Origin of the sequence: Azospirillum sp. TSH64, assembly GCF_003116035.1 — a bacterium.
In the GTDB taxonomy this organism is placed as follows: domain Bacteria; phylum Pseudomonadota; class Alphaproteobacteria; order Azospirillales; family Azospirillaceae; genus Azospirillum.
Genome location: NZ_LGQW01000015.1, coordinates 104,809 through 119,097 on the forward strand (window position 1 = coordinate 104,809; position 14,289 = coordinate 119,097).

The following is a 14,289-nucleotide window of genomic DNA, read 5'->3' on the forward strand; positions in this document are numbered from 1 at the left end:
CCCGGAACCGCCGTCAGAACAGGTCGGTCAGCTGCGCCAGGGTCGGATGCTTGTGGTCCTTGTCCGACAGCCGGGCCTTGTCCGCCGACACCGGCCAGTCGATGCCGAGCGCAGGGTCGTTCCACAAGAGGCCGCGGTCATGCTCGGGCGAATAATAGTTGGTCACCTTGTAGATGACCTCGGTGTCCGGCTCCAGCGTGCAGAAGCCGTGGGCGAAGCCGACCGGCACCAGGATCTGGTTCCACTCCGCCGCACTGATCACCGCGCTGACATGCCGGCCGAAGGTGGGGGAGCCCTTCCGGATGTCGACCGCCACGTCCAGGATGGCGCCGCGCACCACCCGCACCAGCTTGTCCTGGGCAAAGGGCGGCAGCTGGAAATGCAGGCCGCGGATGGTGCCGACCTCGGCCGACAGCGACTGGTTGTCCTGGACGAAGTCGTAATGCAGCCCGGCCGCCTCGAAGGTCTTCTTGGTGTAGGTCTCCGAGAAGAAGCCGCGATGGTCGCCGAACTTCTTCGGGCGGATGATCTTAACGTCGGGAATGTCGAGGGAGACGACGTCCATGGCTCAGATGCTTTCCTTCAGGCGCTCTTTGCGCAGCTCGGGGCAGGACTTGCGCAGCCAGGGCTTGACCGTGCGCGGCGGGAAGGCCAGCCCGAAATTCTCGGCGTCCAGCGTCAGGTTCGGGTTGTAATAGGGGTCGTCCAGCAGGCTGTCGCCCCAGCGCTCCTGCATGTAGGCCACCTCGCCCATGAAGCGCTTGACCTTGTCGGGGGCGGTGTCCGGCCCGCGCGAGGCCGATTCCAGATGGTACAGCTCGGCGAACGGCGTCCAGACGACCAGATGGCCCGCCTCGCGGATGCGCAGGCAGAAATCGACGTCGTTGAAGGCGACGGCCAGCTTCTCGGAATTCAGCCCGCCGACCTCGTCGAAGATCTCCTTGCGCAGGATCAGGCAGGCGGCGGTGACGCAGGACAGGTCCTGGGTCAGCTGGGCCCGGCTGAAATAGCCGTAGGCGTCGCGGGTCAGGCCCTTGTGGACATGGCCGGCCACGCCGCAGATGCCGGTGACGACGCCGGCATGCTGGATGGTGCCGTCGGCGTAATAGAGCTTGGCGCCGACGGCGCCGACCTCCGGCCGCAGGGCGTGGGAGACCATCTCGGCCAGCCAGCCCGGCTCCATCACCTCGATGTCGTTGTTGATCAGGCCCAGCACCGTGCCGGTCGCCTCGGCGGCGGCGAAGTTGTTGATCGAGGAGTAGTTGAAGGGCGCCTTGTAGGTCAGCACCCGCACCCGCGGCTCGTCCTTCAGCGTGTCGAAATAGGCGAAGGTCGCCGCTTCCTCGCTGTTGTTGTCGACGATCAGGATCTCAAGGTCCGGATAGTCGGTGCGGTGCAGCAGCCCGTCGACGCAGCCCTTCAGCAGATCGGCCTTGTCGCGCGTCGGCACGATCAGCGACACCCGCGGCAGCTTGGCCGGCAGGGCGTAGCGGATGCGGGTGAAGCGGGCGGTCGACGGCGAGGTCTCGACCGTGGCGTCGATTCCGCGGCGCTGGAAATGCTCGGTCAGCGCCTTGTGGGCGGCGGCGGTGGCGCGCGGCAGATCGACGGTGGAGAAGGCCGCGGATTCCGGGAAGACGCGCCAGTGGTAGAGGATCGCCGGGATGTGGCGGATGCGCGCCGGTTCCGTCGCCTCGACCGCGCGCAGGGTCAGGTCGTAATCCTGGCTGCCCTCGAATCCCAGGCGGAAGCGCCCGGCCCGCTCGATCAGCGAGCGGCGGAAGACGCCCAGGTGGTTGACCATGTTCTGGCCGTGCAGCAGGTCCAGGTTGAAGCCGGACTTGAAATGCGGGTCGTAGCGCTCGCCGTCCGCATCGATCTTGTCCTCGTCGGAATAGAGGATGTCGGTGTCGGGATGCTGCGCCAGCTCGGCGGCGACGGTGTAGAGCGCGTGCGGCGGCAGCCGGTCGTCATGGTCCATCAAGGCCACGAAATCGCCGGTCGCCAGATCCAGCGCGCTGTTGCTGGCGGCGGAGATGTGGCCGTTGGTCTCGCGCCGGACGATCTTGATCCGGTTGTCGCGCGCCTTGTACTCGGCCAGCACCTTGCTCACGTGGGGGGCGGTGGAGGCGTCGTCGGCGATGCACAGCTCCCAGTCCGGGTAGAACTGGGCCAGCACGGAGTCCAGCGCCTCGCGCAGGTAGGGCTCCGGCGTGTTGTAGACCGGCATGACGACGGAGAAGCGCGGGCGCGCCGGCAGGCGGGCGATGTCGGCCTTGATCGCCGCCGCGTCCTCCGGCGTCAGGGTGTCGTACATCCGCACCCACGACTTGTAGTCGGCCGACCAGCGGTTCGGCTGCAGCTCCTGCAGGACGCGCTGCTTGGTCGCCTGCCAGCCGTGGCGGCGCAGGTAGTCCAGCACGCGCGCCGGCTGGTTCTGCCGGACATAGTCGACCAGGATGTTGGTCTTGCCGATCTCGCGGATGGTGAAGTCGGCGATCTCGAAGGACACCGGCCGGGTGGCCGGGTCGAAGCGCAGCGCCTTGACCGTCTGCGGCAGCAGGGCGAGCTGGCGGAACTCGCCCACCGTGTCGACCGGCAGGCGGATCATCGTCCGCTCGTCGAAGCCGTTGCCGTCGTCGACATAGATCACCGGCACCAGCGGGGCCGAGGCGCGGACCACCCGGTAGGAGATCACGCACCAGTGGCCGGGCAGCCGGCCGCGGTCGGAACGCAGCAGGAAGGCGGGGTCGCTGCCGGTCGCCTCGTAGCCGCCCTGCGGGCTCGGCACCACGTCGTGCAGCGGCTCCAGCGTGATGCTGTGCAGGCGGCGGCGGTAGAAGCGCCCGGCCTGCTGGGTCAGGCGGCCCAGCTTGCGCACCGGCGCCGACAGCTTCCAGGAGGTCGAGTTGACCAGGCTGTGGATGTGCTGGTCGCGGCTGGCCACCACGCCGTGCAGATGGGCGATGGCCTGTTCGCGGGCGACCAGTTCGCGGGCATGGGCGGCGAGGTTGCGCTCGCGGTCGGCCAGCTCGTGCTCGCGCTCGGCCAGCTCCTGCGCCATTCCGGCGAGCGCATCGCCCTGGCGGCGGATTTCGGCCTGATGGTCGCCGAGCCAGCCCTGGATGACGCCGATGTCGCGGTCGCGCGTCGCGATCATGCCCTTCAGATCTTCGCTGTGGGCGATCTGGTCGTCCAGCACCTTGCGGACCATCGCCACCTCGGTGCGCAGGTGTTTCTCCTGCTCTTCCAGGCGCTGGATGGTCTCGGTCTCGATGGCGGCGTCGCCCAGCCGGTCGAACCAGCTGCGGACGGCCCGCAGCCCCTCGCCGCCGGCCTTCTGCACGGCGAACAGCTCGCGCACCGCGTCCGGCAGATCCTCGCCGACGCCCAGCACGCCGAGGCCGTTGGAATGCAGGAAGCTGAAGGACGGGCGGTCGCGGGTGATCTCGTCCCACAGGCGCCAGACGCCGAAATCGTCCTTGCGCACGTTGATGTCGTGGAACAGCACAACGCCGCGGCGGCTCATCTTCGGCAGCCACGTCTCGAAATCGTGGCGCACCGCCTCGTAGGTGTGCAGCCCGTCGATGTGCAGCAGGTCGACGCTGCCGTCGGCGAAATGGAGCAGCGCGTCGTCGAAGGTCATCCGCAGCAGGCGCGAGAAGCCGGCATAGCGCGGGTCATGATAGGCGGCGAGCGTGTTGTAGATGTCGTCGCCGTAGAAGCCGGCCTGCGGGTCGCCGGCCCAGGTGTCGACGGCGTAGCAGGAGGTCGGCAGCCCGACATGGCGGACCGCCTGGCAGAAGGCGGCATAGGAGTTGCCGGTGTGCGTTCCCAGCTCCACCAGGCTGTCCGGGCGGAGCGCCTCGACGATCCAGAAGGCGAAGGGGACATGGCCGAGCCAGGAGGCCGGCGCCGTGACGAGATCCGGGGTCAGGAGCGTGATCGGCCGGCAGATGCGACGGAGAGCGTCCGATCCCTGGTCCTTCAAAAACGAATCCACCTGTGCCTCTTCTTCTGCCTGGCTTCGCGGCGGGGAGCGGTCCATCGGGACACCGTTTCAGGCCCGGCGGACGGTCCCGTCACAGCCGCCGACACACATACGCTGACACCAAGCCGGAATGCAAGCCGCTGTCCGGAGCCCGCTTTGCGGCGTCAAACAATGCCTGGAACTGCGGTTTTCCTGCCTCAGTCCGGGGGGATCCGCGCCCTGTCGCTATTTTGTCGCGGGTGCCGTTTGGGAGGTTGCCCGGGGTGCCGCCTGAGGGGATGAGGCCCCCTCCGCCTCCAGCGTGATCGCCAGCATCGGCATGCCGACCAGCCCGCGCACGACGTGGCTGGCATGGACCTTGAAGAACAGCGCGTCCTCGACCCAATGATGCTGGACGTGGTCCTCCTGCGTGCCCTCGGCGAGCGCCACGGTGATGGAGAAGTCGCCGCTGGGCAGGTAGGGCATCTGGAAGCGGAAGCGGGCGGCGAAGTCCTGCCCGGCCGGGATGGTGACGGGGTCGAGCTGGTAGCTGAGGAAGGTGTTGTCGCCGAACAGGTTCTGGCCCAGCTTGTCCTTCACGTAGAAGCCGACGATGGGGCGGTAGACCTGCTGCTCGGCCCGGCAGTCCACCTTCAGCACGATGACCTCGCCGCCCTCCAGCACGCTGAGCGGCTGTTCCTCGGCGTCCAGGATCGAGACGTTGGCGATGGTGGCGCCGCGGTTGCCGAACCAGGGGCCGCTGTCGTTGAAGTCGAACAGCTCGATGGCGTTGCGGAGCTGCGAGCCCTTCAGCAGCTCGGCGCGGGCGTCCTCCACCGGCTCCTCGCGCTTGGCCTGGGGCAGCGCCTGGCGCGCCCCGCCGATGCGGAAGCCGCGCGAGGTGTCCTGGTCGCTGTAGAGCGCCGCCAGATAATCGTGGCAGACTTCCCGTGCCGGGCCGATGGCCCGCACCGACCCGTTGTCCAGCCAGACCACCCGGTCGCAGAGGTTCACCACCTGTCCGGTGTCGTGCGACACGAAGAACAGGGTGCCGCGCTCCTTGAAGCGGTGGATGAAGCGCATGCATTTCTGGGTGAAGGACGCGTCGCCGACCGCCAGGATCTCGTCGACGATCATGATGTCGGCGTCGACATGCGCCGCCACCGCGAAGGCGAGGCGGGCGTACATGCCGCTGGAATAGAGCTTCACCGGCTGTTCGATGAAGTCGCCGATGCCCGCGAACTCGGCGATGGACTCGTAGCGCTGGGCGATCTGTTCGTTCGACAGGCCCAGCACCGAGGCGGCGAGATAGACGTTCTCGCGCCCGGTGAATTCGGGGTTGAAGCCGGCGCCCAGCTCCAGCAGCGCCGCGATGCGCCCGTCCACCGCGATGCGGCCGGAGGTCGGTGTCAGCGTGCCGCAGAGAAGCTGGAGGAAGGTCGACTTGCCCGAGCCGTTGCGGCCGATCAGCCCGACGGTCTCGCCGCGGCGGACCTCCAGGTCGACGCCGCGCAGCGCCCAGTACTCGTCGTAATATTTGCGCCGGCCGCGCACCAGCATCTGCTTCAGCCGGTCCTGCGGGCGCTTGAAGATGGCGTAGGCCTTGCCCAGCCCCTCGGCGCGGATGACGATAGGGGTGTCGGCGGCGGGAGTCTCAGACGACATCGGCGAACCCCCGGCGGGTCTTCATGAACCAGAGATAGCCGAGCCACGCCACCACCCAGGCGCCCAGCGTCGCCAGACCCCACTCGAGCGGCGACGGGATGCGGCCCCAGAACAGCAGGTCCTTCGACTGCTCCAGGATCGCGGTCATCGGATTGAGGTGCAGGATGGCGCGGAAGCGCTCGGGGATCGCGGTCATCGGATAGAAGATCGGGCTGAGGAACATCAGCACGGTGACGGCCACCCCCACCACCTGCCGCAGGTCGCGCAGGAACACGCCGGCGGCGGCGAAGAACCAGCTGAGCCCCAGCGTGGTCAGGCACAAGGGTACCAGGATCAGCGGCAGCAGCAGCGCCGTCGGCGGCGGCAGCCCGGCCACCATCAGATGGAAGACCACCAGGATGACGAAGCCGATGCCGGCATTGAACAATGCCACCGCCAGCGACACCAGCGGCAGGATCTCCAGCGGGAAGACCACCTTCTTGATGTAGCTGACATTCTCCAGCAGGAGGCCGGGCGCCCGGCTCAGGCATTCGCCCAGCACGTTGAACAGGATCAGGCCGGAGAACAGCAGCAGGGCGAATTCCGTGTTGCTGCCCCCCGTCGCCCCCCAGCGCGCCTGGAACACCACCGAGAAGACGAAGGTGTAGACCGCCAGCATCAGGATCGGGTTCAGCACCGCCCAGACGATGCCCAGCACGGACCCGCGGTACCGGGCGTCGATCTCCCGCCGGGCCAGCCGCAGGATCAGCGACCTGTGATGCCAGGCGGTCTGGAAAAGGGCAAAGGGACCGGCGCCGAAACCCGCTACCGTAGGGTTCCCCGACTGAGAGTTAAACAATTTAGAGTATTCCCCGTCTGCGGCCGACCGACCATAACCCCCGCTCCGGCGGCGTTCAAGCGAAAGCATCGGCCCGGCCGGAGGGGTGGCGGAAGAGCGCGGAAGAGGCGGTCCGGTCCGAAAAAGAGCGGGTGGGGGAACGGACCTTTGGTTTCCCTCGTTTACCCGAAAGATCGGAGAGGTAGTGAAGCGGTCCAGGAATTTTCGTTATCACGAAGGAAAACAACAAAATAAACATTCGAGTAATTCGTGCCGTACGGGCTAGTTCTACAGATAAAGCAGGAGAATGCCGCCCTATGCGTATCAGTAAATGACGAGTACCGATCAAACGTGACTTCTCTATTGTGAAGATAGGGACATGCCTTCTCATGTAGTTTCTACGTAGCCTTTGGTCAAACATTGAGGATTGCATCCGTATATTTGTAAGACCATGGGGTTAGATCCGGATGAGATCTAAAAAAGCTTATCTGGCAGGACCATAACTAGCCTGGAGAGAGGGCGCTTGGCCGATTTTCAGGAAAGACGCACCGATTGCCGGGTTCACGGGAAAAACGGATCGCCCGGGGACAGGGTGACGCAAAAGGAGGCTGTTGTGTTTTGGAATGGAAAGACCCTGGCAGCCGATCACTATGCCACATCGTTAAGACATCATTTCGGTGACGGTGCGGTTCATCGTCTTCAAAAAGAGATCGGGTTCGTCGGGAAACGGCTTCTTCGACTTCCAAGCACAGAAAGATCGGCCTTCTTCGACCCCTGGTTTACCGAGGAGAACGCCCGCCATCTGCGCTCGGTCGCCCGATCCGTCCGCGGGATGACGTCCGATGCGCCGGCCCCGGCCCTGGCGTCCGCCCCCCGCATCGTCTTCCTGCATGGCGTGATGCCGCGCAGCGGCACCAACTATCTCCAGAGCCTGCTGGAGCTGCATCCCGACGTGCTGGTCAATCCCTACGGCATCCGCGAGCTTCCCTTCCTGAACACGCTGGAGGATGCGCGGACCTACGAGGGGCGCTTCCTGCGTCTTTACCGGCGCAACCGGGAGTCGTTCAGCGATCTGGAAACCTTCTGCTACATGGTGAACGGCTTCCTGCGCCGGATCGAAGCCGAGTTCCCGGCCGGCAAGACGGTGGTGATCAAGTCGCCCCACACCCGGATGATGCGCTATTTCCCCTACCTGTTCCCGGCGGAACGCTGCCTGATCGTGCTGCGCGACGGTCGCCGCGCCGTGCAGTCCACCATCGACACCTGGCCGCTGCGCTTCCTGGGCCGGACCTTCGCCGACGTCTGCCGGGAATGGAGCTTCGGCACCGAGGCGGCGCTGGAGGCGCAGAGCCGGATGAGCGCCGACGCCTGCCGGCTGGTCCGTTTCGAGGATGCGGTGGCCGCTCCCGACGGCACGGCCCGCGACCTCATGCGCTTCCTGGATTTGGACGAGGGCCGCTATCCGTTCGAGCGGATCGGCGACCTTCCCATCCTGGGATCGTCCCGCGCCTCGCGCAGCAACGGCGAGGTCAGCTGGACCCCCGTCAGCAAACCCGAAGGCTTCGACCCGTCGAAGCGCCCGATCCAATGGTCGCGCAAGCGTCTGACCGTGTTCGACGCCGTGGCCGGAGACATGCAGAAGAAGGCCGGCTATGCTGCTTGATCCACTGTTCGACACCCGTCCCGCGGCCAGGGATCTCCCCCAGCCCGCTCCCGCTTCCGGTGTTGAGGACGCGCTGCCCGCCATCCTGACCACGCCGGCCCGCCTCACCCACCTGCAAAGGCTGGAGGCGGAGAGCATCCACATCATGCGCGAGGTGGCGGCCCAGTTCCACAAGCCGGTCATGCTCTATTCGGTGGGCAAGGACAGCTCGGTCCTGCTGCATCTGGCGATGAAGGCCTTCTATCCGTCGAAGCCGCCCTTCCCGCTGCTGCATGTCGACACGACCTGGAAATTCCGGGAGATGATCGAGTTCCGCGACCGCATGGCGCAGGATCTCGGGCTGGACCTGACGGTCCACATCAACCGGGACGGCGTGCGGCAGGGCATCGGCCCGGTCAGCCACGGCTCGGCCGTCCACACCGACGTGATGAAGACGCAAGCGCTCAAACAGGCGCTCGACGCCCACGGCTTCGACGCCGCCTTCGGCGGGGCGCGCCGCGACGAGGAGAAGAGCCGCGCCAAGGAGCGCATCTTCTCCTTCCGCACGGCCACCCACCGCTGGGAGCCGAAGAACCAGCGGCCGGAGCTGTGGAACCTCTACCAGGGCCGCATCCACAAGGGCGAAAGCATCCGCGTCTTCCCGCTGTCGAACTGGACCGAGCTGGACATCTGGCAATACATCCACCAGGAGGCCATCCCGGTGGTGCCGCTCTATTTCGCCAAGCCGCGCCCGGTGGTGGAGCGCGACGGCACGCTGATCATGGTCGACGACGACCGGCTGCCGCTGAAGCCCGGCGAGGTGCCGGAGATGGCCTGGGTGCGTTTCCGCACGCTCGGCTGCTATCCGCTGACCGGGGCCGTGCGCAGCACCGCCGCCACCCTGCCCGAGATCATCCGCGAGATGCTGCTGTCCACCGGTTCGGAACGGCAGGGCCGGGTGATCGACCAGGATGCCGCCGCCTCGATGGAAGCGAAGAAGCAGGAAGGCTACTTCTGATGCTGACGGATCTCGACCCCATCGCCACCGCTCCTGCGGATGCCGCCCCCTCCGATGCCGCCAATGAGGTGCAGGTGTATCTCGCCCGCCAGAACGGCAAGGACCTGCTGCGCTTCATCACCTGCGGCTCGGTGGACGACGGCAAGTCGACGCTGATCGGCCGGCTGCTCTACGACTGCAAATGCCTCTTTGAGGACCAGCTGGCCAGCCTGGAGGCGGATTCGGGCCGCTTCGGCACCACCGGTGCCGGCCAGCTCGACCTCGCGCTGCTGGTCGACGGGCTGGCGGCGGAGCGCGAGCAGGGCATCACCATCGATGTCGCCTACCGCTTCTTCACCACCGAGCGCCGCAAGTTCATCGTCGCCGACACGCCGGGCCACGAGCAGTATACCCGCAACATGGTCACCGGCGCGTCCACCGCCGACGCCGCGGTCCTGCTTGTCGATGCGCGCAAGGGCGTGCTGACCCAGACCCGGCGACACAGCACCATCGTTTCGCTCCTGGGCGTGCGCCATGTCGTGCTGGCGGTCAACAAGATGGACGCGGTCGGTTGGAGCCGCGAGACCTTCGAGCGGATCGCCGCCGACTACCGCGTCTTCGCCCAGCGCATCGGCATCGACGAGGTCACCTGCATCCCGGTCTCGGCGCTCACCGGCGACAACGTCACCAAGCCGTCGGACGCCATGGGCTGGTACGGCGGCCCCACCCTGCTCGGCCATCTGGAGAGCGTCGACGCCGCGGCGGAGGAAAAGCTCGGCGCCTTCCGCATGGCGGTGCAGTGGGTCAACCGGCCCAACCAGGATTTCCGCGGTTTCTGCGGCACGGTGGCCGGCGGCGCGCTGCGCGTCGGCGACGAGGTCGCCATCCTGCCCGGCGGGCGGACCAGCCGGGTGGCCCGGATCGTCACCATGGACGGCGATCTGGAGACGGCGCAGCCCGGACAGGCGGTCACGCTGGTGCTGGCCGACGAGGTCGATGCCAGCCGCGGCGACATGATCGCCGCCGCCACCGGCCGTCCGGAGGTGGCCGACCAGTTCGCGGCGCATGTGGTGTGGATGGACGAGCAGCCGCTGCTGCCCGGCCGCTCCTACCTGCTGCGCGCCGGCACGGCGACGGTCGGCGCCCAGGTGACCGAGCTGAAGCACGCCATCAACGTCAACACCCAGGAGCATGCCGCCGCCAAGCATCTGGATCTCAACGACGTCGGCTTCTGCAATCTGGCGCTCGACCGGCCGATCCCGTTCGACGCCTATGCCGACAGCCGCGAGACCGGCAGCTTCATCCTGATCGACCGGCTGACCAACGCCACCGCCGGCTGCGGCATGATCCGCTTCGGCTTGCGCCGGGCGTCGAACATCCACCGCCACGCCTCGAAGCTGGACAAGGCGGCGCGGGCCGGCGGGCTGCAGAAGCCCTGCGTGCTGTGGTTCACCGGCCTGTCCGGCTCCGGCAAGTCCAGCGTCGCCGACCGGCTGGAGCAGGAGCTGCACCGTCTCGGCCGCCGCACCATGATCCTCGACGGCGACAATGTCCGCCACGGGCTGAACCGGGATCTGGGCTTCACCGACGAGGACCGGGTGGAGAACATCCGCCGCGTCGCCGAAGTGTCGAAGCTGATGGTGGACGCCGGGCTGATCGTGCTGGTCAGCTTCATCTCCCCCTTCCGCGAGGAGCGCCGGATGGCGCGCTCCCTGGTGGAGGAGGGCGAGTTCCTGGAGATCTTCATGGACACGCCGCTGGAGGTCTGCGAGGCCCGCGACCCCAAGGGGCTCTACCGGAAGGCGAGAGCCGGCCAGCTCCCCCACTTCACCGGCATCGACAGCGCCTACGAGCCGCCGGACGCGCCGGAGATCATGTTGAAGGGCGCCGAACAGACCGCCGACGAGATGGTCGCCCAGGTGATCGGGGAGCTGCGGCGGCGCGAGGTGATCTGAGGGCGCTGGATCCTTGGTGCGCTGATGGATTGTTCGACAAGATAGACACGGATGTCACGGATTTGAACACGGATTACACGGATGTTTTCCGAGACGTAGATGACGTCTGCAAAACACGGCTTCTGCAAGTAGAAGAAATATCCGTGTAATCGGTGCCTAAATCCGTGACATCCGTGTCTATCTTTTCCGACATCATTCGGCTTCCTTGGAAAACAGTGTTGTAAACCCTTGTGATCATAGGGGAGGTCGTCAACCCGCCCCCTCCACCACCTCCCGCGCCCGCCGCAGGTCGGCGACGAAGTCGCGGTAGGCCTGCTCCGCCTCCTCGCCCGCCGGCAGGCGCAGCAGGTAGGAGGGGTGGACGGTGACGAATCCCTCCCAATCGCCGAACCCCATCGGCCCGCGCTCCCGCAGAACCGAGACGCTGCGCCCGCTCAGCGCCAATGCCGCGGTGGCGCCCAGCGTCACCACCAGGCGCGGGCGGACGAAGGCCAGCTCCTTCATCAGCCACCAGCGGTAATGCTTCACCTCGCCGGCGGTCGGCGACTGGTGCAGGCGGCGCTTGCCGCGGGCGACGAACTTGAAATGCTTGACCGCGTTGGTCAGGTAGGCGGCGCTGCGCTCGATCCCGGCCTCCTCCAGCGCGCGGTCCAACAGCTGGCCGGCCGGGCCGACGAAGGGCCGGCCTTCCATGTCCTCCTGGTCGCCGGGCTGCTCGCCGACGATGGCGATGGCGGCCTCCTCCGGCCCTTCGCCCAGCACCGCCTGCGTCGCCCCCGGCACCAGCGGGTCCGCCGCCCGGATGATGCGGTTCAGCTCGGCCAGCGTCGCCGGTTCCTGCCGGGCCATGGCGGCGACGGCCTTGTCGGGGTTGCGGCGGCGGGGGGCCGCGGCCTCCGCCTCGATCATCGCCTGCACCCGCGCAGGCGCGGAGCGGATCATCGCCGGGATCGCCGCGGCCTCCGGCAAATTGGCCCAGTATTTCCGCGGCATCTCCGCCCGCATCGCCGTCGGGTTCACCCGCGCGGGATTGAAGGTGCTCTCGTAATAGCGCTGCCAGCCTTCGGCGAAGCGGTCGTCGCGGTCGAGCCCCTCCGGCCTCAAAGCCGCCGGCCCGACCGTCAGCGAGCGCCGGTCCCAATGCAGAGATCCCACCGGCGTCAGGATCGTCCAGACCAGGCTCTCGAACCGTTCGACGAAGAAGGGCGCGGTCGCCTCGACGATGAAATGGTCGGGCTCGAACCACGCGACGTAGCGCTCCCCGCCCCGATCTTCGGAGTTGGCCGGATCCCGAACCTCGCGGAAGCGCAGGAAGGCGTGCATCTTGTGCAGGTCGCGCCGCACCGCCTTGTCCAGCAGCGCCAGCCGGTGGATCAGCGGGTCGGCATGATGGTCGAGGATGTCGCGCTCCCCCCGCACCACCCGCCGGACCAGCCGGTGCAGCAGGGCATAGCGCTCCGGATCGCGGTGGCAGACCACGCTTTCGATCAGCGCCCCCACCGGGCGCGGCAGCGGAACCGGCGGCGCGTCCGCCGGCAGCGGAGCCGTATCGCCGAACAGCGACGGCGTCGCCCCGCCGCTCCACACCACCGCGTCCGGTTCGACATCGAGCGCGACCAGCCCGCGCAGCGCGCGGCGGAAGCCATCCAGATCGGCGCCGTCCTTCAACTCCACATGCCGCATGGCTCAACCCCTCAGAACAGGCTGAGCTGCTTGGGCGGCGCCACCAGCCGCTGCCGCAGGTCGGCGCGGTCGGTCAGCCCGCCCGGATGGTGGTCGGCGGCGATCAGGAAGGCGCGCGCCCGCTTCAGTCCCGACGACAGCCGCGCCACATCCTCCAGCCGCAGGGTGGTGTGGCGCCGCGCCTCGACGATCTTGTCGACCGCCCGCGCCCCCAGCCCCGGCACGCGCAGCAGCATCTCGCGGTCGGCGCTGTTCACGTCCACCGGGAAGCGCTCGCGGTTCTTCAGGGCCCAGGCCAGCTTGGGGTCGATGCCCAGATCCAGCATGCCGCCCTCGCCCCCGGCGGCGATCTCGTCCACGGTGAAGCCGTAATAGCGCAGCAGCCAGTCGGCCTGGTACAGCCGGTTCTCGCGCTGGAGCGGCGGCGGCTTGGCCGGCAGGGCGGAACTCGCCTCCGGGATCGGGCTGAAGGCGGAATAATAGACCCGGCGCAGCCCGTAGCGGCGATAGAGCGTGTCGCTGGTCTCCAGCACCGACAGGTCGGTCGAGGCGTCGGCGCCGACGATCATCTGGGTGCTCTGCCCGGCGGGGGAGAAGCGGCGCTTTTCCTCCTTGGCCTCCAGGATGCGTTCGCCGACCTGCCCCATCACCGCCTTGATCGAGCTGCCGTCCTTCTCCGGCGCGAACTGCTTCAGGCTGCGGTCGGAGGCCAGTTCGAGGTTGATCGACAGCCGGTCGGCCCACAGCCCGGCCTGCTCGATCAGCCAGGGGCTGGCCTCCGGGATCGTCTTCAGATGGATGTAGCCGGCGAAGCCATGGTCGCGCCGCAGCGTGCGCGCCACCAGCATCAGCTGCTCCATCGTGTGGTCGGGCGAGCGGATGATGCCGGAGGACAGGAACAGCCCTTCGATGCAGTTGCGCTTGTAGAAGCCCAGCGTCAGCTGCACCACCTCGTCGACGCTGAAGCGCGCGCGCCGCACGTTGGAGGACCGGCGGTTGATGCAGTAGGCGCAGTCGAACAGGCAGTAGTTGGTCAGCAGGATCTTGAGCAGCGAGACGCAGCGCCCGTCCGGCGTATAGGCGTGGCAGATGCCGGCCCCGGTGGTCGAACCGATGCCGTCCGGCCCGCCCGTCCGCCGCTTCGCCCCCGACGACGCGCAGGAGGCGTCGTATTTCGCCGCATCCGCCAGGATCTCGAGTTTGTCGAGCAGCGCGTCATCCACTGTGATGGCTTCCCTCTTCCTTCCAGATGTTCGCAATATGTTCTTATCTAAGGAAAAGGCAAGCGGGGTGTCTTGAAAGCGGGCCGGAACGGGGCCACGTGCTCTACAACCGGATCCGGGCCCCTCTGGCGACTTAGACGTGGTCGCGATGTCGGATCTCTTCACCTGCTCTTGCGCCGACGGGCGTGACCGCACTTGGAGGGACTGATGCCCTTGCCCCTGAGACAACGCCTCCGGCCTCCGGCATTCCCCGCTCCCGACCTTCCCCGTCGCGCGCCGCCCCTCCGGCGCGCCGCACGGCTTTGCCACCGCTCCGGGTGGGCGGCTTTGCCGCCCT

General features: G+C 67.4%; 9 protein-coding genes. 3 read left to right on the forward strand and 6 right to left on the reverse strand.

Going from position 1 to position 14,289, the window contains the following annotated elements; genetic code table 11:
- Window positions 1–13: 13 nt before the first annotated feature.
- From rfbC to TSH64_RS01985, 4 genes are all read right to left on the reverse strand, one after another.
- A complete protein-coding gene (gene rfbC, locus TSH64_RS01970; RefSeq protein ID WP_109095231.1) occupies window positions 14–565 on the reverse strand; it encodes a dTDP-4-dehydrorhamnose 3,5-epimerase in 552 nt (183 codons plus the stop codon).
- Between the two features lie 3 nt (window positions 566–568).
- Window positions 569–4,003, reverse strand: a complete 3,435-nt coding sequence (locus TSH64_RS36550) for a glycosyltransferase (RefSeq protein WP_282188089.1) — start codon at window positions 4,001–4,003, stop codon at window positions 569–571.
- Between the two features lie 213 nt (window positions 4,004–4,216).
- Complete coding sequence (locus tag TSH64_RS01980) at window positions 4,217–5,635, reverse strand: ABC transporter ATP-binding protein (RefSeq protein WP_109095233.1); 1,419 nt, start codon at window positions 5,633–5,635, stop codon at window positions 4,217–4,219.
- Window positions 5,625–6,473 (reverse strand): ABC transporter permease, encoded by an 849-nt coding sequence (locus TSH64_RS01985; RefSeq protein WP_199237388.1) that lies wholly within the window; start codon window positions 6,471–6,473, stop codon window positions 5,625–5,627. Before TSH64_RS01985 ends, TSH64_RS01980 begins: the two co-directional genes overlap by 11 nt.
- Before the next feature lie 811 nt (window positions 6,474–7,284).
- Here TSH64_RS01985 and TSH64_RS01990 point away from each other — a divergent pair.
- The 3 genes from TSH64_RS01990 to cysN are packed head-to-tail and all read left to right on the forward strand — an operon-like array spanning window position 7,285 to window position 11,046.
- Window positions 7,285–8,115 (forward strand): sulfotransferase, encoded by an 831-nt coding sequence (locus tag TSH64_RS01990; RefSeq protein WP_109095234.1) that lies wholly within the window; start codon window positions 7,285–7,287, stop codon window positions 8,113–8,115.
- On the forward strand, window positions 8,105–9,112 hold the full coding sequence (cysD, locus tag TSH64_RS01995; protein WP_282188090.1) for a sulfate adenylyltransferase subunit CysD: 1,008 nt from the start codon (window positions 8,105–8,107) through the stop codon (window positions 9,110–9,112). Before TSH64_RS01990 ends, cysD begins: the two co-directional genes overlap by 11 nt.
- On the forward strand, window positions 9,112–11,046 hold the full coding sequence (gene cysN / locus TSH64_RS02000; protein WP_109095235.1) for a sulfate adenylyltransferase subunit CysN: 1,935 nt from the start codon (window positions 9,112–9,114) through the stop codon (window positions 11,044–11,046). Before cysD ends, cysN begins: the two co-directional genes overlap by 1 nt.
- Before the next feature lie 249 nt (window positions 11,047–11,295).
- Here cysN and TSH64_RS02005 read toward each other — a convergent pair whose 3' ends face one another.
- Complete coding sequence (locus TSH64_RS02005; protein ID WP_109095236.1) at window positions 11,296–12,729, reverse strand: UdgX family uracil-DNA binding protein; 1,434 nt, start codon at window positions 12,727–12,729, stop codon at window positions 11,296–11,298.
- A gap of 11 nt (window positions 12,730–12,740) precedes the next feature.
- Window positions 12,741–13,952 (reverse strand): putative DNA modification/repair radical SAM protein, encoded by a 1,212-nt coding sequence (locus TSH64_RS02010; protein ID WP_109095237.1) that lies wholly within the window; start codon window positions 13,950–13,952, stop codon window positions 12,741–12,743.
- Between the last annotated feature and the right edge of the window lie 337 nt (window positions 13,953–14,289).

What these genes read in the sequence shown, in the direction of transcription:
- rfbC (WP_109095231.1), bottom strand. Translation starts at nt 565, where the DNA reads ATGGACGTCGTCTCCCTCGACATTCCCGACGTTAAGATCATCCGCCCG.
- TSH64_RS01980 (WP_109095233.1), bottom strand. Translation starts at nt 5,635, where the DNA reads ATGTCGTCTGAGACTCCCGCCGCCGACACCCCTATCGTCATCCGCGCC.
- TSH64_RS01990 (WP_109095234.1), top strand. Translation starts at nt 7,285, where the DNA reads ATGACGTCCGATGCGCCGGCCCCGGCCCTGGCGTCCGCCCCCCGCATC.
- cysD (WP_282188090.1), top strand. Translation starts at nt 8,105, where the DNA reads ATGCTGCTTGATCCACTGTTCGACACCCGTCCCGCGGCCAGGGATCTC.
- cysN (WP_109095235.1), top strand. Translation starts at nt 9,112, where the DNA reads ATGCTGACGGATCTCGACCCCATCGCCACCGCTCCTGCGGATGCCGCC.
- TSH64_RS02005 (WP_109095236.1), bottom strand. Translation starts at nt 12,729, where the DNA reads ATGCGGCATGTGGAGTTGAAGGACGGCGCCGATCTGGATGGCTTCCGC.